The organism is Polynucleobacter victoriensis (genome assembly GCF_900187875.1).
Taxonomy (GTDB): Bacteria; Pseudomonadota; Gammaproteobacteria; order Burkholderiales; family Burkholderiaceae; genus Polynucleobacter; species Polynucleobacter victoriensis.
In genome coordinates this window covers 772866-789977 of sequence record NZ_FYEX01000001.1, presented here as the reverse complement: position 1 = coordinate 789977, position 17112 = coordinate 772866, and the positions used below count along the sequence as shown (strand labels likewise).

Annotated in this window: 24 protein-coding genes; 23 read left to right on the top strand and 1 reads right to left on the bottom strand. The window is 43.1% G+C overall.

Translation table 11 applies throughout. The features are described from left to right. Position 1 precedes the first annotated feature (1 nt). The 14 genes from CFR83_RS04090 (at position 2) to CFR83_RS04025 (ending at position 10981) form a co-directional block, all read left to right on the top strand. Positions 2–1465 carry a glutamate synthase subunit beta gene (locus CFR83_RS04090; RefSeq protein ID WP_088812693.1) on the top strand — a complete coding sequence of 488 codons (1464 nt, stop codon included), beginning with the start codon at positions 2–4 and terminating at the stop codon, positions 1463–1465. A gap of 78 nt (positions 1466–1543) precedes the next feature. After that, on the top strand, positions 1544–2356 hold the full coding sequence (locus tag CFR83_RS04085; RefSeq protein ID WP_088813195.1) for an ABC transporter ATP-binding protein: 813 nt from the start codon (positions 1544–1546) through the stop codon (positions 2354–2356). Further along, positions 2353–3141, top strand: coding sequence for a lipid asymmetry maintenance ABC transporter permease subunit MlaE (mlaE, locus tag CFR83_RS04080; RefSeq protein ID WP_088812692.1), 789 nt, complete (start codon positions 2353–2355; stop codon positions 3139–3141). The genes CFR83_RS04085 and mlaE overlap by 4 nt, the downstream gene beginning before the upstream one ends. Before the next feature lie 28 nt (positions 3142–3169). Then, positions 3170–3646, top strand: coding sequence for an outer membrane lipid asymmetry maintenance protein MlaD (gene mlaD, locus CFR83_RS04075; protein WP_088812691.1), 477 nt, complete (start codon positions 3170–3172; stop codon positions 3644–3646). A gap of 22 nt (positions 3647–3668) precedes the next feature. After that, entirely contained in the window at positions 3669–4397 is a 729-nt protein-coding gene (locus tag CFR83_RS04070; RefSeq protein WP_165765049.1) for an MlaA family lipoprotein, read from the top strand. Positions 4398–4476: 79 nt separating this feature from the next. Further along, on the top strand, positions 4477–5100 hold the full coding sequence (locus tag CFR83_RS04065; protein WP_088812689.1) for an MlaC/ttg2D family ABC transporter substrate-binding protein: 624 nt from the start codon (positions 4477–4479) through the stop codon (positions 5098–5100). Between the two features lie 8 nt (positions 5101–5108). Next, positions 5109–5387: an STAS domain-containing protein gene (locus tag CFR83_RS04060; RefSeq protein ID WP_088812688.1), complete on the top strand. Its 279-nt coding sequence runs from the start codon at positions 5109–5111 to the stop codon at positions 5385–5387. Beyond that, positions 5384–6121 carry an ABC transporter ATP-binding protein gene (locus CFR83_RS04055; RefSeq protein ID WP_088812687.1) on the top strand — a complete coding sequence of 246 codons (738 nt, stop codon included), beginning with the start codon at positions 5384–5386 and terminating at the stop codon, positions 6119–6121. The genes CFR83_RS04060 and CFR83_RS04055 overlap by 4 nt, the downstream gene beginning before the upstream one ends. Continuing rightward, positions 6121–6909, top strand: a complete 789-nt coding sequence (locus CFR83_RS04050; RefSeq protein ID WP_088812686.1) for an ABC transporter permease — start codon at positions 6121–6123, stop codon at positions 6907–6909. The genes CFR83_RS04055 and CFR83_RS04050 overlap by 1 nt, the downstream gene beginning before the upstream one ends. A 41-nt stretch (positions 6910–6950) precedes the next feature. Further along, complete coding sequence (locus CFR83_RS04045; protein WP_088812685.1) at positions 6951–7193, top strand: BolA family protein; 243 nt, start codon at positions 6951–6953, stop codon at positions 7191–7193. A gap of 21 nt (positions 7194–7214) precedes the next feature. Continuing rightward, positions 7215–8498 carry a UDP-N-acetylglucosamine 1-carboxyvinyltransferase gene (gene murA / locus CFR83_RS04040; protein ID WP_088812684.1) on the top strand — a complete coding sequence of 428 codons (1284 nt, stop codon included), beginning with the start codon at positions 7215–7217 and terminating at the stop codon, positions 8496–8498. 7 nt (positions 8499–8505) lie between these two features. Next, on the top strand, positions 8506–9144 hold the full coding sequence (hisG, locus tag CFR83_RS04035) for an ATP phosphoribosyltransferase (RefSeq protein WP_088812683.1): 639 nt from the start codon (positions 8506–8508) through the stop codon (positions 9142–9144). A gap of 8 nt (positions 9145–9152) precedes the next feature. Continuing rightward, positions 9153–10481, top strand: coding sequence for a histidinol dehydrogenase (gene hisD / locus CFR83_RS04030; protein ID WP_088812682.1), 1329 nt, complete (start codon positions 9153–9155; stop codon positions 10479–10481). Positions 10482–10594: 113 nt separating this feature from the next. After that, positions 10595–10981 (top strand): CCDC90 family protein, encoded by a 387-nt coding sequence (locus tag CFR83_RS04025; protein WP_088812681.1) that lies wholly within the window; start codon positions 10595–10597, stop codon positions 10979–10981. On the opposite strand, the gene hisC is transcribed toward CFR83_RS04025, so the two are convergent. After that, positions 10978–12048 (bottom strand): histidinol-phosphate transaminase, encoded by a 1071-nt coding sequence (gene hisC / locus CFR83_RS04020; protein ID WP_088812680.1) that lies wholly within the window; start codon positions 12046–12048, stop codon positions 10978–10980. The genes CFR83_RS04025 and hisC overlap by 4 nt on opposite strands. Before the next feature lie 124 nt (positions 12049–12172). On the opposite strand from hisC, the gene hisB reads away from it, so the two are divergent. The 9 genes from hisB to tatB all read left to right on the top strand — a co-directional run bounded on the left by hisB (position 12173) and on the right by tatB (position 17101). Beyond that, positions 12173–12760 (top strand): imidazoleglycerol-phosphate dehydratase HisB, encoded by a 588-nt coding sequence (hisB, locus tag CFR83_RS04015; RefSeq protein WP_088812679.1) that lies wholly within the window; start codon positions 12173–12175, stop codon positions 12758–12760. Between the two features lie 35 nt (positions 12761–12795). Continuing rightward, positions 12796–13473, top strand: a complete 678-nt coding sequence (gene hisH / locus CFR83_RS04010) for an imidazole glycerol phosphate synthase subunit HisH (RefSeq protein ID WP_279304973.1) — start codon at positions 12796–12798, stop codon at positions 13471–13473. A gap of 17 nt (positions 13474–13490) precedes the next feature. Beyond that, positions 13491–14231: a 1-(5-phosphoribosyl)-5-[(5-phosphoribosylamino)methylideneamino]imidazole-4-carboxamide isomerase gene (gene hisA / locus CFR83_RS04005; protein WP_088812677.1), complete on the top strand. Its 741-nt coding sequence runs from the start codon at positions 13491–13493 to the stop codon at positions 14229–14231. Between the two features lie 28 nt (positions 14232–14259). Continuing rightward, positions 14260–15018, top strand: a complete 759-nt coding sequence (hisF, locus tag CFR83_RS04000) for an imidazole glycerol phosphate synthase subunit HisF (protein ID WP_088812676.1) — start codon at positions 14260–14262, stop codon at positions 15016–15018. A gap of 23 nt (positions 15019–15041) precedes the next feature. Then, the gene (gene hisI / locus CFR83_RS03995) at positions 15042–15416 is read left to right on the top strand and encodes a phosphoribosyl-AMP cyclohydrolase (protein WP_088812675.1); all 375 of its coding nucleotides are present in this window, start codon (positions 15042–15044) and stop codon (positions 15414–15416) included. A gap of 68 nt (positions 15417–15484) precedes the next feature. Then, positions 15485–15871, top strand: coding sequence for a phosphoribosyl-ATP diphosphatase (locus CFR83_RS03990; protein WP_088812674.1), 387 nt, complete (start codon positions 15485–15487; stop codon positions 15869–15871). A gap of 24 nt (positions 15872–15895) precedes the next feature. Further along, on the top strand, positions 15896–16261 hold the full coding sequence (locus tag CFR83_RS03985) for a histidine triad nucleotide-binding protein (RefSeq protein ID WP_088812673.1): 366 nt from the start codon (positions 15896–15898) through the stop codon (positions 16259–16261). A gap of 14 nt (positions 16262–16275) precedes the next feature. Then, on the top strand, positions 16276–16503 hold the full coding sequence (tatA, locus tag CFR83_RS03980; RefSeq protein ID WP_088812672.1) for a Sec-independent protein translocase subunit TatA: 228 nt from the start codon (positions 16276–16278) through the stop codon (positions 16501–16503). A gap of 67 nt (positions 16504–16570) precedes the next feature. Further along, positions 16571–17101, top strand: a complete 531-nt coding sequence (tatB, locus tag CFR83_RS03975; RefSeq protein ID WP_088812671.1) for a Sec-independent protein translocase protein TatB — start codon at positions 16571–16573, stop codon at positions 17099–17101. The last annotated feature ends 11 nt before the right edge of the window (positions 17102–17112 follow it).

Here is a 17112-nt window from a genome sequence, read left to right as displayed (position 1 = left end):
GATGGGTAAAGTTACTGGATTCATGGAATATGATCGCTTAAGCGAGCATTACGAAGAGCCAAAAAAACGCGTTAAGCATTACAAAGAGTTTGTAATGACTTTGACTGATGATGAAGCAAAGGTGCAAGGTGCCCGTTGTATGGACTGCGGTATTCCGTTCTGTAATAACGGCTGTCCTGTTAACAACATCATTCCTGACTTTAATGATTTGGTGTATCAGCAAGATTGGAAGAATGCTATTGATGTATTGCATTCAACTAACAACTTCCCTGAGTTCACGGGCCGTATTTGTCCAGCACCATGTGAAGCAGCTTGTACGCTAGGTATTCATGAAGAGCCTGTTGGTATTAAATCAATTGAGCACGCCATCATTGATAAAGCATGGGCAAATGATTGGGTAAAACCTCAAGTTGCTAAACAAAAGACCGGTAAGAAAGTGGCGATTGTTGGTTCAGGTCCTGCAGGTATGGCGGCAGCTCAACAATTGGCGCGTGCAGGCCACGACGTTACTCTTTATGAAAAAAATGATCGCGTTGGTGGCTTGTTGCGTTACGGCATTCCTGACTTCAAGATGGAAAAAGGTTTGATCGACCGTCGTGTTGAGCAAATGAAAGCTGAAGGCGTCAAGTTTGAAACTGGCACTTTTGTTGGCAAAGATACTTTAGGTAAAGAAGTAAAAAATTACTCTAAGAAAACAGTTTCTCCAGAGCAGCTACAAAAAGATTTTGATGCAGTTGTGATTACTGGTGGTGCTGAGCAGCCACGTGATCTACCAGTGCCTGGTCGTGAGTTATCAGGTATTCACTTTGCTTTGGAATTCTTGATTCCTCAAAATAAAGAGGTTGCAGGTGATAACAAAAATGAAATTCGTGCTGATGGCAAGCATGTGGTGGTGATTGGTGGTGGCGATACTGGTTCAGACTGTGTTGGCACATCAAATCGTCATGGCGCTGCTTCAGTAGCCCAGTTCGAATTGTTGCCACAACCTCCAGAGCAAGAAAACAAACCATTGGTATGGCCTTACTGGCCAACTAAGTTGCGCACCTCTTCATCGCATGATGAAGGTTGTGATCGCGATTGGTCTGTTGCAACAAAACGTTTTGAAGGCAAGAACGGTAAAGTTGAAAAATTGATTGGTGTTCGTCTTGAGTGGAAAGACGGCAAGATGCAAGAAATCCCGGGTAGCGAATTTGAAATGAAAGCTGACTTAGTATTTTTGGCAATGGGCTTCGTTTCTCCAACCCAACAAGTCTTGGATGCATTTGGTGTTGAAAAAGATGCCCGCGGTAATGCAAAAGCATCTACAGAGGGTGAGAAGGCTTATTACACCAATGTGCCAAAAATCTTTGCAGCTGGCGACATGCGTCGCGGTCAATCATTGGTAGTTTGGGCGATTCGTGAAGGTCGTCAATGTGCTCGTGCCGTTGATGAGTTCTTGATGGGTAGCAGCGTTTTGCCACGTTAATTACCCAATACCGACACGGTATTGATACACTGCCACTATGAGTCTAAGGATATCGTAGTGGCAGAACCAACAAAACATATGAATCAAACTGATTCCATCGTCTCGTTAAAAGGAGTTGATTTTTCATACGCTCCTGGTGAGAGGACCATCCTTTCTGGTTTGAATATGGAGTTTCCTCGTGGCAAAGTAGTTGCTGTGATGGGTGGTTCTGGCTGTGGCAAAACCACAGTTTTGCGCCTTATTGGCGGTCAAGTGAATGCCCAACAAGGCCAAGTCTTATTTGAGGGGCAAGACGTTGGTCAAATGAACGCCCAGCAGTTGATGGCAGTAAGACGTCGCATGGGAATGTTGTTTCAGTTTGGCGCGCTGTTTACAGATATGAGTGTTTTTGAAAACGTGGCTTTCCCATTAAGAGAACACACGAAGGTTAGTGAAGAAACATTGCGTGACTTAGTTTTAATGAAATTAAATGCTGTGGGTTTGCGTGGTGCTAGAGATTTAATGCCATCACAAATTTCTGGTGGTATGGCAAGACGTGTAGCCCTGGCAAGAGCTATTGCATTAGATCCTCCACTAATCATGTACGACGAGCCATTTGCTGGCTTGGATCCTATTTCTTTAGGTATCACTGCGCGTTTAATTCGAGACATGAACCAAGCTTTGGGTGCTACGAGTATTTTGGTAACTCATGACATTCCTGAAACTTTTGAAATCGCTGATTACGTTTACTTCATCGCTAATGGAAAAATTGCAGCAGAGGGAACGCCAGATGATCTTAGAGCATCGACAGATCCATTTGTGCAGCAATTTGTTTCTGCAAATCCAGATGGTCCTGTGCCTTTCCACTATCCAGGCAAAACATTGCTAGAAGATTTTGGGGCAAGCGTATGAGTATCGTTCTAAATACATTAGCAACTTTAGGTGCATTTGTTCGTGAGAACTTAGTGGGTCTGGGGTATGCAACACGTATGTTCATAGCCATCATGCGTCGTTCGGCACTTTTGTTGAAAAGACCACGTTTAGTGACAGATCAAGTTCACTTTGTTGGCAATTACTCATTTGTGATTATTGCTGTATCTGGCTTATTTGTAGGTTTTGTATTGGGCTTGCAGGGCTATTACACCTTAAATCGTTATGGTTCAGAGCAGGCATTGGGTTTGTTGGTGGCTTTATCACTGACAAGAGAATTAGGACCCGTTGTAACAGCATTGTTATTTGCAGGTCGTGCCGGCACTTCATTAACTGCTGAAATTGGTTTGATGAAAGCTGGTGAGCAATTAAGTGCCATGGAAATGATGGCAGTAGATCCTCTAAGTAGAGTGATTGCGCCGAGGTTGTGGGCAGGCATTATTGCTATGCCAATTCTTGCAGCTATTTTTACCGCTGTGGGTGTTATGGGCGGCTATTTGGTGGGTGTACCACTTATTGGAGTTGATGACGGTGCTTTTTGGTCTCAAATGCAAGCCGGTGTGGATGTGGTTAAAGACATTGGTAATGGCGTCGTTAAAAGTATGGTGTTTGGTGTTGCAGTGACTTTTATTGCTCTTTACCAAGGTTTTGAGGCAAAGCCAACTCCTGAGGGTGTTGCAAGAGCCACTACTAGAACCGTTGTGATTGCGTCTTTAGCCGTTTTAGCCTTAGATTTCTTATTAACCGCAGTGATGTTCTCAAGCTGATAAAGTCTTATAAAATCTGTAAACAAATATGAAAAAACAATCTTTAGATATCTGGGTCGGTTTATTTGTAGCCATGGGGCTCTTGGCCCTGCTATTTTTAGCTCTAAAAGCTGGCAACATGAGTGCCTTTACATTTGAGCCAACTTACCAAGTAACCGCACGTTTTGACAATATTGGTGGATTAAAGCCACGTGCACCTGTTAAGAGTGCTGGCGTGGTGGTGGGTAGAGTTACTGAAATTAAATTTGATGATCAAACTTATCAAGCCACTGTGGTGATGACTTTGGAGACACGTTATAAGTTTCCCAAAGACAGTTCAGCAAAAATCTTGACCTCTGGCCTCTTAGGCGAGCAATATATTGGCTTAGAGGCTGGTGGCGATGAGAACATGATTGCGCAGGGTAGTAAGTTGACGCAAACTCAGTCAGCAATTGTTCTTGAGAACCTAATCAGTCAATTCTTATATAGCAAAGCATCTGATGGCGCGCCATCAGATAAAAAATAAAATAGGCGGATTGATAACAGTGATGTTTGGACAGCTGAACAAGAAATTAATCAAAATACTCATGTGGGTGAGTGTTGCTTTGGTTGCTGGTTGTGCAACAACTCAGCAAACAGAGCGAGTTGCCAAAATTGATCCATTTGAGTCTATTAATCGCGCAGTTTTTACTTTTAACGAAAATGCAGATGAGTATGTGATCAAGCCTGCTGCAGAGGCTTATCAATTTGTTTTGCCAGAATTTGTAAGAACTGGCGTTACTAATTTCTTTAGCAATATTGGTGACATCTTTGTTGCTGTAAATAATCTATTACAAGGCAAGCCTGGTAATGCCGCTAATGATATTGGTCGATTCTTAGTGAACTCAACCATTGGTATTCTGGGCTTGTTTGATGTGGCCACAGAAGCTGGCTTAGAAAAAAATAAAGAAGACTTTGGCCAAACTCTTGGGGTATGGGGTGTGCCATCCGGTCCTTATGTGGTGTTGCCATTATTTGGCCCAAGCTCAATTAGAGATACCGCTGGTTTGGTGGTTGATATCAAAACTGACTTTATTTTGAACAGCAATCAGCTCAATCATGACCAAAAGGTTGGTTCAACAGTGCTAAGAGTTGTGAACCAGCGCGCTAATTTGCTCAACGCGAGCCAATTGTTAGAAGACGCAGCATTTGATAAATACTCATTCTTGAGAGATTCGTACTTACAAAGACGATTCAATCAGGTGCATGACGGCAATCCGCCACTATCAGCTGACTAATTCGATATCTGGCTAATTGGGCTAAGTGGTTCAATTAGCAATACAATTTAACTATTCACATTATTTAACTCATTAATTTATGCGCGTTTCTTTGTTTAAAGTATTTTTTGCGTTTTTAGGACTTTTTATTTGGTCTAGTTCAGGCATTGCTCAAAATACCAATACACCTGATGGTTTGGTGAAGTTTGTTGTTGAAGACGTTATGACCGTGATCAAAAACGACAAAGCGATTCAAAGTGGCGATTTAAGAAAAATCAATGCTTTGGTTGATCAGAAAATTTTGCCTTACAGTGACTTTCAAAAAACAACTCAGTTGTCGATGGGTAGAAATTGGTCGAAAGCTTCGCCACAGCAACAAGCTCAAATCACTCAAGAATTTAAAACTCTTTTGATTCGTATTTATGGCGGAGCATTGGCTCAAATTAAAGATCAGAAAGTTCAATACAAACCATTTAGAGCGGCAGCAGATGACACAGATGTGATTGTTAAAACTGTTGTGATTGGTAAGGGTGACCCAATTCAACTCGACTACCGCCTTGAGAAAACTGCTAATGGCTGGAAAGTCTATGACATTAATATTTTGGGCGCTTGGCTAGTTGAGTCCTATCGCAACCAATTTAATGATCAGGTGAGTAAGGGCGGTATTGATGGCTTGATTCAGTTTTTGCAACAACGCAACAACGCCTTATCTGCCGCAAAATAAAAGTATTTATGACGACTCAATTTCAACTTCCAGTAGAGATCTCTCACGGTAATGTGGAAGCGGTCCTTGCGCAGGGTATTGCTGCGATCGATACATTGCAAGGTGAAAATCAGTTAACAATAAATTGCCAAGCTCTTTCAGTCTTTGACTCGAGCGCATTGAGCGTAATTTTGTCGATGCGTAGACACGCACAGATCAAGTGCGTTGATATCAAGTTGCAATCAATTCCAGAAAAACTAGCTAGTCTTGCCCAAGTCTACGGCGTAGCTGATGTCGTGCTTGTATGAGTGCGATTTCTTTTAAACATCTCACCAAAAATTATGGTTCTTTATTTGCTCTAAACGATGTTAGTTTAGATATTGAGGAAGGCGAGTTCTTTGGTTTACTTGGCCCCAATGGTGCAGGTAAAACTACTCTTATATCAATTTTGGCTGGATTGTGCCGACCAAGCGCTGGATCGGTTGAGGTGATGGGGCATGATGTTCAGACAGATTTTCGGGCAGCAAGGCGCTTACTTGGCATCGTGCCACAGGAGCTTGTTTTTGACCCATTCTTTACCGTTAGAGAAACACTTCAATTTCAGTCAGGTTATTTTGGAATAAAAAATAATGGTGATTGGATTGACGAGATTCTTCATCATTTAGGTCTTGCGGATAAGGCCAACAAAAATATGCGTGCTTTATCAGGCGGCATGAAGCGACGTGTGTTGGTGGCGCAAGCCCTTGTTCACAGACCGCCTGTGATTGTTTTGGATGAGCCAACGGCCGGTGTTGATGTGGAATTGCGCCAATCATTATGGAAGTTCATTAGTCGTTTAAATCAAGAAGGTCATACGATTGTTTTGACGACCCATTATTTGGAAGAGGCCCAAGAGTTATGTGGGCGCATTGCCATGCTTAAGAAGGGTCAAATCGTAGCGCTTGATACCACTGCTAATTTATTGGCAAGAGTCAATAATTCGCAAACCAAGGATGGTGACTTAGAAGATGTCTTTATGCAAATCATGAGTGAGGGGCGTTAATGGGTCAGCTACGTTCATCCCCATTTGCATACGCTAGCGGTTTCCAGGCTCTTTTTTATAAGGAAGTAAAACGCTTTTGGCGAGTTAGCTTCCAAACAGTGGCTGCGCCAGTTTTGACAGCGATTTTATATTTGATGATTTTTGGGCATGTGCTGGAAGATCACGTCAAAGTTTATGGCGCCATTAGTTACACCTCGTTCTTGATTCCTGGTTTAGTCATGATGAGTCTTTTGCAAAATTCTTTTGCAAACACCTCTTCGTCATTAATTCAATCAAAAATTACAGGTAATCTAATTTTTGTATTGTTAGCACCTTTATCGCATTTGGAATTTTTCATGGCCTACGTTCTGGCCGCTATGGTCAGAGGCTTGGTAGTTGGCTTGGGTGTATTTTTAGCGACTTGTTGGTTCACAGATATTTCATTTCAGATGCCGCTATGGATTTTGGTATTTGGTTTATTAAGTGCTGCGGTGTTAGGTGCACTAGGATTAATTGCGGGTATTTGGGCAGAAAAGTTTGATCAGTTGGCAGCTTTTCAGAATTTCTTCATCATGCCTGCAACCATGTTGTCGGGCGTTTTTTACTCTATTCATACTTTGCCTACAATTTGGCAAAGTATTTCTCACTTCAACCCATTCTTTTACATGATTGATGGATTTAGATATGGGTTCTTTGGTGTTTCAGATGTATCGCCATGGTTTAGCTTAGCAATTGTGGGCTCATTTTTCTTATTGGTTGCTATAGTAGCCATTAGATTGCTAGCAACTGGATACAAGTTACGTCACTAATCATTTAAAGAACTAACAAGTCGTCAGAAGAGATAGATAAAATGTTGCCAACACCAGAGCAAGTCAAAGAGTACATTGCCAAGGGAATTAACTGTTCTCACTTGGAGGTTGAGGGTGATGGACAGCATTTTTTTGCAACGATTGTGAGTGTTGAGTTTGATGGTTTGAGGTTAGTGCAACGCCATCAAAAAGTTTATGCAGCGTTGGGTGATCGCATGAAAGCAGAAATCCATGCGTTGTCATTTAAGGCATTAACGCCAGCAGAATATGCTGCTGGTAAGTAATCAAAAAAGGTTAAAACAGAATTGGATAAGTTATCAATACAAGGTGGTCAACCCTTAAAAGGTGAGATCACTATCACGGGTGCAAAAAATGCAGCTTTGCCAATTCTGTGCGCAGGTCTTTTAAGTGCTGAGCCAATTACTCTGCGTAACTTGCCAGATTTACAAGACGTTAGAACCATTCTAAAAATCTTGGCGCAAATGGGTTTGAAGGTGACCTTCCCCAATCCTGATGATCGCTCAGTAGTGATTTTGGATGGCGCGGATATTCACACGCCAGAGGCTTCGTATGATTTAGTGAAGACTATGCGTGCCTCTATCTTGGTATTGGGCCCTTTATTAGCGCGATTCGGTCACGCTAAAGTATCTTTACCAGGTGGCTGTGCGATTGGTGCACGCCCAGTGGATCAGCACATCAAAGGCTTAAAAGCCATGGGCGCAGATATCCATATTGAGCATGGCTACATTGAAGCCAAATTTGGTAAAAATCCAAATGCCTTGGTGGGCGCCAAGATCTTGACAGACATGATCACGGTGACCGGTACCGAAAACTTGATGATGGCTGCCGTATTAGCTGAAGGCGAGACCGTTTTAGAAAATGCCGCTCGTGAACCAGAAGTTACAGATTTGGCTGAGTTACTCATTAAGATGGGCGCCAAAATTACCGGCGTAGGAACTGATCGCTTGGTTATTCAAGGTGTTAAGAAGCTTCATGGAGCTGAGCACAGCATCATCGCCGACCGTATTGAGACTGGCACATTCATGTGTGCTGCTGGTGCGATGGGTGAGATTGGCGCTGATTTGATGATTAAAAATGCACGCCCTGATACATTGGAAGCAGTGATTGATAAGTTACGTGAAGCCGGTTTACAGATTGAACTCGGTAAAGACTGGATACACGTTAAGATGAATAAAAGGCCTAAAGCTGTCAGCTTTAGAACTTCTGAGTACCCGGCATTCCCGACTGATATGCAAGCCCAGTTCATGGCTATGAACGCCGTGGCAACAGGCACCTCTCGCGTGACTGAAACCATCTTTGAAAACCGCTTTATGCATGTCCAAGAGTTAAATCGCTTGGGCGCACAAATTGTGATTGAGGGTAATACCGCCATTACTGAGGGTGTAGATGGTTTATCTGGTGCGATTGTGATGGCTACAGACCTAAGAGCATCAGCCAGTCTTGTGATTGCTGGATTGGCTGCCCAGGGTGAGACCATTGTGGATCGTATTTATCATTTGGATCGCGGTTACGATCGAATGGAACGAAAATTGGCCGCAGTAGGCGCTAACATCGTTCGCGTGAAATAATAGAGCTATGTCTAATATGATTACCTTAGCCCTATCAAAGGGCCGCATCTTTGATGAAACTTTGCCAATGTTGGCAAAAGCTGGCATCACTGTTTCTGAAGATCCAGAATCTTCTCGCAAATTAATCTTGCCAACCTCAAGCCCTAACTTAAGGGTCATCATTGTTAGAGCCTCTGATGTGCCAACTTATGTGCAGTACGGTGCTGCCGATATTGGTGTGGCTGGATATGATGTTTTAGCTGAGCATGGCATGGACGGCTTGTATGCTCCGATTGACTTGGGTATTGCTAAATGTCGTTTGTCTGTGGCGGTCAGAGATGGTTTTGACTACGTTAGCGCAGTGCGTCAAGGCGCACGCTTACGCGTGGTAACAAAATATGTAGAACAAGCTAGAGAGCACTTTGCCAATAAGGGTGTGCACGTCGATCTAATCAAGTTATATGGTTCGATGGAGTTGGGCCCATTAGTTGGCTTGGCTGATGCGATTGTTGACTTGGTTTCGACAGGTAATACGCTTAAAGCTAATCAACTCAAGGAAGTTGAAGTGATTAGCCAAATCAGTTCACGATTGGTAGTTAACCAGGCTGCGTACAAACGTCGTCGTGAGCAATTGCAACCTTTATTGGATGCATTTTCAAAGGTTTAAGACAAAAGATGTCAGTTAATTTAGTTCGCCAACTCAATAGTCATGATGCTGACTTTGCTCAAGCACTAAAGAAGCTCTTGGCTTTTTCTGCTGCAGATGATGCAGCGATTGAGGCGGCGGCGGCAAAAATTTTGGCAGATGTGCAAGCCCGCGGTGACGAAGCTGTTCTTCAGTACACCCAGCAGTTCGATCGTTTATCGAAAGACCAAGCTAATTCAGTTAAAGCGCTAGAAATATCAAAAGCTGATTTGATGGCAGCACTTAATGCTTTGCCTCAAAATCAACGAGAAGCATTAGAAGCTGCTGCACAACGAGTAAAAAGTTATCACGAGCGTCAAAAAATTGAGTCTGGGTGCCATAGTTGGGACTATGCCGATGAAGATGGCACAAGACTTGGTCAAAAAGTCACTCCGCTAGATCGAGCTGGCTTATATGTGCCAGGTGGAAAGGCGGCGTATCCCTCATCTGTGCTCATGAACGCTATACCTGCCAAGGTAGCGGGTGTGAGTGAAGTCATCTTGGTTGTGCCAACACCTGATGGTGTGCGTAATCAATTGGTGTTGGCTGCAGCAGCGGTGGCAGGAGTTGATCGTGCATTTACGATAGGTGGCGCGCAAGCGATTGGTGCCTTGGCGTATGGCACGGCAACTATTCCTGCGGTTGATAAGATTGTAGGCCCAGGTAACGCGTATGTGGCTGCTGCGAAGAGACGGGTATTCGGTACGGTGGGCATCGATATGATTGCTGGCCCATCAGAAATCTTGGTTTTATGTGATGGCAAAACGAATCCTGATTGGGTGGCGATGGACTTGTTCTCACAAGCTGAGCATGATGAATTAGCGCAATCAATTCTTCTTTGCCCAGATCAAGGGTTTATTGATCAAGTACAAAAAAGTATTAATCAATTTTTGCCAGAAATGCCAAGACAAGCAGTGATTAAAAAATCGTTGCAAGACCGTGGAGCAATGATTTTGGTCAAGGACATGGAAGAGGCTTGTGAGATTGCCAATTCCATTGCTGCTGAGCATTTAGAAATCTCAGCAGAAAATCCACGCAAGTGGGCTGAACTTATTCGTCATGCGGGCGCCATCTTTATGGGCCCATACACCAGTGAATCCTTGGGTGATTATTGTGCTGGTCCGAATCACGTATTGCCAACTATGAGAACATCTCGGTTCTCATCGCCACTCGGTGTTTATGACTTTATCAAGCGATCAAGCATGATTGAGGTGAGCGATCAGGGTGCGCAGCATCTTGGAAAAATTGCCAGCACTTTAGCTCATGGCGAAGGCTTGCAAGCTCATGCAAGAGCAGCAGAGCTTAGACTCAAGAAATAGAAATCAACAAAAACTATCCATAAAGTAATGGCACACAATTCGTGTGCCATTACTTTTGGCGATTTGATTTTTTGCTTATAAAAAATATAAAATTATTTTTTAGGAGACATCAAATGAGTGCGGTCATTTTTAGTACCTTGCAATATGCCAAAACATTGCAAGCAGTTGGATTTACGAAAGAGCAATCCGAGACCTTATCTGAAGGAATTGGGTATAGCTTGCACACTACCCAGGACTTGGCAACAAAAAATGAATTGTATGAAGTGCGAGATCAGTTAAATCAAAAAATAGATGAGAAGTTTCACTATTTAGATGAAAAGTTTAATCATCTCAACGATAAGTTTAATTACCTCGATAACAAAGTTGGCCACCTGGAGGAAAAAATGGACTGCATGCCTGATTTGTTAACGAGTAAATTATTTAATCGTTTGGGTGGCTTGATCGTAGCTTGTATGTCTGTAGGTATTAGTGCTTTAGCCTACTTCACAAGAGCAATTTAATTAATAATTTCTTTAAGTGCTTCAATCAGTTTGGCACACTGCTCATCAGTGCCAATCGTGATGCGCAAGTGTTGGTCAATGCGTGGCATCTTAAAGTAACGCACGATGATGTGCTTGTCTCTTAGAGATGTCGCAATCTTGGAAGCATCATGCTGAGGGTGTTTGGTAAAAATAAAATTAGCGCTGGATGGGATTGTTTCAAACCCTAATTGATCTAAAGACTTCACTAGCTCAGTTCTTGTTTGAATAACTGCTTGGCTAATTTTCTGTAAATAAGCTTGATCTTCAACTGCGGCGATGGCGCCAGCCATCGCTAGTTTGTCGATTGGATAAGAGTTAAAGCTATTTTTGACTCGCTCTAAACCTTCAATGAGCTCAGGGTGACCCACTGCATAGCCCACACGTAGACCTGCGAGAGCATACGATTTAGAAAGAGTATGCGTTACCAATAGATTGTCATATTGATTAACAAGTGAGACCGCAGATTCTGTTCCAAAATCAACATAAGCTTCATCAATTACAACGACGCTATTTTTATTGCCGTCTAAAAGGTCTTTGATATTTTTTAAGCTAAGAGCACGCCCAGTTGGTGCATTGGGGTTTGGGAAGATAATCCCGCCATTTTTGCCACCATTTTTATTTAAGTAAGCGTCTATGGAGATTGAAAAGTCCTCATTCAGAGGAACGTTTTCAAAAGCTATGTCGTAGAGATTGCAGTAGACAGGATAAAAGCTATAGGTGATGTCTGGAAACAAAATGGGTGCATCGTGTTTTAGTAAGCCTAAAAATGCATGAGCTAATACTTCGTCTGAGCCATTGCCAACAAAAATTTGTTGGGGGTTAAGTCCATGAACTTTGGCAATAGCTTGTTTTAGAGCATCAGAGTTTGGGTCTGGATACAGGCGTAAAGCATCTGTATTGGCGCTGGCAATTGCGGCCAGTGCCTTGGGTGATGGCCCGTAAGGACTCTCATTGGTATTGAGCTTAATCAGTTGGCTTAATTTGGGCTGTTCGCCGGGTACATACGGCGTTAATCCTTTGACAGTGTTGCTCCAAAAACGGCTCATCTTGATGGCTTACCTTATTAATCCAGTAGTTTTAACGATTTTTTAGCTAAATTCTTTAAGAATCAGCATCTTCAGAACAGTACCACAGGGTGGAAATTCATGAGGACGGTGATATTATGACGGCATGCGCACTGTAGATGTCACAAGAAACACTTCGGAAACCCAAATTCAGATTGCCCTCAATCTAGACGGCACGGGTAAAGCTCAACTTAATTCTGGGGTTCCTTTCCTAGATCACATGCTCGATCAGATTGCTCGTCACGGCATGATTGATCTTACTGTGACTGCAAAAGGTGACACACACATTGATGATCACCACACTGTAGAGGATGTTGGCATCACTCTGGGTCAGGCTATTGCCAAGGCAGTGGGCGATAAAAAAGGCATCACTCGTTACGGACATTCTTATGTGCCGTTGGATGAAACTTTGTCACGTGTTGTGATTGATTTCTCAGGGCGTCCTGGTTTGGAGTTCCATGTGCCATTCACACGTGCTCGTGTGGGTGACTTTGACGTGGATCTCACGATTGAATTTTTCCGCGGATTTGTTAATCACGCTGGCGTGACTTTGCATATCGACAACATTCGTGGCATTAATGCTCACCACCAAATTGAAACAGTATTTAAGGCCTTTGGTCGTGCTTTACGCATGGCTTTGGAATTAGATCCTCGTGCCAGTGGTGTGGTTCCTTCTACAAAAGGTAGCTTGTAAGCCTTTAATTACCTTTTAAGCATTAGGTTCAGACCTTGTCTAAAAATTCACCAAGCATTGCCATTGTTGATTACGGAATGGGTAATTTGCGCTCTGTTGCGCAGGCTTTGATGCATGCCGCACCAGAGGCTAATGTCAAGATTTCCTCAAGTGCCGCAGAAATTAAAGCAGCTGATAAGGTGGTTTTACCTGGTCAAGGAGCGATGCCTGACTGTATGTCGCATTTGCAAGAATCTGGTTTATTGGATGTTGTTCTTGAGGCGAGCCGCACAAAACCCATGTTAGGTGTTTGTGTGGGCGAGCAAATGTTATTTGAGACCAGTGCAGAAGTCAGATTTGACGCACCCAAAGGTACAGATGTCACGCCTGGCTTAGGTTTATTGCCAGGTAAAGTGATTCGTTTTGACTTGGCTGGTAAAAACCAAGCTGATGGTTCGCACTTTAAAGTGCCACACATGGGTTGGAACCAAGTACAGCAAACTAAACAACATCCACTATGGGATGGCATACCAGACAACAGCTCTTTTTACTTTGTGCACAGTTACTATGCAGTACCAGCAAATTCAGCTCATACTGTAGGTGCTACAGATTATGGAAATCTATTTACTTGTGCTGTTGCAAAAGACAATATCTTTGCAACCCAGTTTCATCCAGAAAAAAGCGCACACTTAGGTTTACGTTTGTATCAAAACTTTACTCGTTGGCAACCTTAATTTATTAAATATTCATCATGTTGTTAATACCTGCAATTGATCTTAAACAAGGCCACTGTGTTCGTTTAGAGCAAGGTGACATGGATAAAGTGACAACGTTCTCGGAAGATCCGGGTGCGATGGCGAAGCACTGGGTTGAGCAAGGTGCCCGACGTTTGCACTTGGTGGATTTGGACGGTGCTTTTGCGGGCAAACCTAAAAATGAATCTGCTATCAAATCCATTCTCAAAGCTGTGGGTGATGACATTCCAGTTCAGTTGGGTGGCGGTATTCGTGACCTAGAAACAATCGAGCGTTTATTGGATGATGGTTTGAGCTACGTGATCATTGGTACAGCCGCTGTTAAAAACCCAGGCTTCTTGCAAGATGCTTGTGTGGCTTTCCCAGGGCACATCATTGTTGGCTTGGATGCCAAAGAAGGCAAAGTGGCAACAGATGGTTGGAGTAAGTTAACAGGTCACGAAGTAGCTGATCTGGCTAAGAAATACGAAGACTATGGCGTAGAGGCCATCATTTATACCGATATTGGTAGAGATGGCATGTTGCAAGGTATCAATATGGATGCCACAGTTAAATTGGCTCAAGCCGTGAACATCCCAATCATTGCAAGCGGTGGCTTAACTAATATGAATGATATCGACGCTCTTTGTGCTGCTGAGCCTGAGGGCGTCATGGGTGTGATTGCTGGTCGTGCCATTTATACAGGCAGTCTTGATTTAGCAAAAGCGCAAAAATATGCCGATGAAAAAAGCAACTAAGCTAAGTTAATAAAACAAGTAAATACTCATGCTCTCAAAAAGAATCATTCCTTGTTTAGATGTCACAGCCGGTCGGGTTGTGAAGGGAGTGAATTTTGTTGAGTTAAGAGATGCCGGAGATCCAGTTGAAATCGCTAAGCGCTACGATGACCAGGGTGCAGATGAGATTACTTTTTTAGATATCACGGCGACATCTGATGAGCGCGATCTAATTTTGCACATCATTGAAGATGTGGCATCCCAAGTATTTATTCCGTTAACTGTTGGCGGTGGTGTTAGAGCTGTTACTGATGTGCGTCGTTTATTAAATGCTGGCGCCGATAAAGTCGGTATGAACTCTGCTGCGGTAGCCAACCCTGATTTGGTATCAGACTCTGCTGCGAAGTATGGTTCGCAATGTATTGTTGTTGCAATTGACGCTAAACAAACGGCGCCTGGTTTATGGGAAGTATTTACCCATGGTGGTCGCAAGAACACAGGCATCAATGCAGTTGCTTGGGCGCAAGAAGTGGCTAAGCGTGGCGCGGGTGAGATTCTGCTGACTAGCATGGATCGAGATGGCACTAAAAATGGGTTTGATCTGGAGTTAACTAGAGCTGTGAGTGATGCAGTGCCTGTTCCCGTGATTGCTTCAGGTGGTGTGGGTAACTTACAGCATTTGGCTGATGGCATCACCAAAGGGCATGCAGATGCTGTTCTGGCAGCAAGTATTTTTCACTTTGGTGAATATACCGTTGGTCAAGCTAAGCAGTTGATGGCAGATCAGGGCATACCTGTGCGCATTTAATTGATAAAGATAACGGAACCAATATGAGTAATAACACTTCGCAGCAAAATTGGTTAGACCAAGTTTCTTGGAACGAACAAGGTTTGGTTGCGGTGATCGCTCAAGAGTTTGATACGGGTGATGTCCTCATGATGGCTTGGATGAACAAAGAGTCATTGCAGTTAACCCTTGAAAAAGGTGAAGCTATTTACTGGTCACGTTCCAGAAAAAAGATCTGGCACAAGGGTGAAGAATCTGGTCATGTGCAAAAAGTGAAAAGTATTCATTTAGATTGTGATGGCGACACTATTCTGATCAAGGTTGATCAAAAAGATCGTATTGCTTGTCACACAGGTGCGCATAGCTGTTTTTTCTTGGATTTAGAAAAAACACCAGCAGGACCTGTTTGGAAAAAATAGTTTAGAGTGCTTGAAATAACATCAATTAAGCTAACTAATTAAGTCGACTCAAATAAAGACAGACAGCAATGACTGAACAAGCTAAAAATACTAACAACATGGATGCTATCAAACGACTAGCTGATGTGGTCGATGCACGTCGAGCTGATTTTTTGGCCGGTAAAGCTGACCCTGACATTTCTTATATTGCTAAATTGTTTAGCAAGGGTGATGACGCTATTTTGAAAAAAATTGGTGAGGAAGCTGCTGAAACGGTCATGGCTGCAAAAGACAGTCGTTTTGCTAATTTGGCCCCTGAGATGCAATCAAAATTAGTGGGTGAGATCGCTGATCTTTGGTTCCACTGTTTTGTGGCTTTGTCACAATTTAATTTGCGCCCTGAAGATATCATTGCAGAGCTTGAGCGTCGTGAGGGTGTTTCCGGTATTGCTGAAAAAGCAGCTAGAAAAGCTTAATTAGCCAATCAGCAGAGATCAGTAATGAGCCACGAACATTCAGAAAACTGCATTTTTTGCAAAATTGTTTCAGGTCAGATTCCGAGTAAAAAAGTCTATGAAGATGAGGAGCTTTTTGCTTTTCATGACATTAACCCATCTGCCCCTATTCACTTTCTGATTATCCCTAAGCGTCATTTTTCAAATTTAATGACAGCAACTAGCGCAGATGAGGCATTACTGGGTAGAATGATGACCATTGCACCGCGCCTTGCTCTAGAGCAAGGATGCCGCCCTGGCGACTCCGGGGGCTTTCGTGTGATGATCAATAACGGTGCTGATGGTGGTCAAGAGGTATACCATTTGCATATGCATGTGATGGGTGGCCCCCGTCCTTGGAAGAAAAATTAAATTAGGAGCAAATAATGGGTTCATTTAGCGTTTGGCATTGGATTATTGTTTTAGTGATCGTTTTATTGGTATTCGGTACTAAAAAACTACGCAACATTGGTTCAGATCTTGGTGGCGCTGTTAAAGGTTTTAAAGATGGTATGAAGGGCGCTGAAGAAAAATCAGCTGAGCCTACCCAAATTCAGGGTCAGAATGATGGTAAGACAGTTGATGTTCAAGCCAAGGATGTGAACAGGGGTTAAGTTAGTGGCCAGCAAAATGGCCACTACACCAACTGTTGATTCAATTCATCATATTTAAGCATCTAACATGATCGATCTTGGAGTTTCCAAGCTCGCCCTCATTGCGGTAGTCGCGTTGGTGGTGATAGGTCCTGAGCGTTTACCTAAGGTTGCCCGCATGGCGGGTAACTTAATGGGGCGCGCTCAGCGTTATATGGCTGAAGTTAAAAGTGAAGTTAACCGCCAGGTTGAGTTGGATGAGTTAAAGAAAATGCAGGAAGCTGCAACCAGTGCAGTTAAAGATGTTCAGTCCAGCATGAATGACATTGGCACAACACTCAATGAAGCCAAAAAAGATCTAGGAGATGCAAATACATCTCAATCATCGAGTGCTTTTGATAGCTATGATGACTTTTCTGATAACGGTGGTTACGCGATTCGTGAGCCGAAAACTAACCTCAGACAAGGTAGAGACAGTTGGGGGGTAAAAAAATCAGCGATGCCTCAGTGGTATAAAAAAACTGCTGGTGTAAAAACAAAGATTCAATCAGGCGCAGCAAGGGTAAAGCGTTTTAGACGTGCTGCTAGCCAACAAAAAGCACCTAAGTCATTTTTTTAGACTAATCGAAA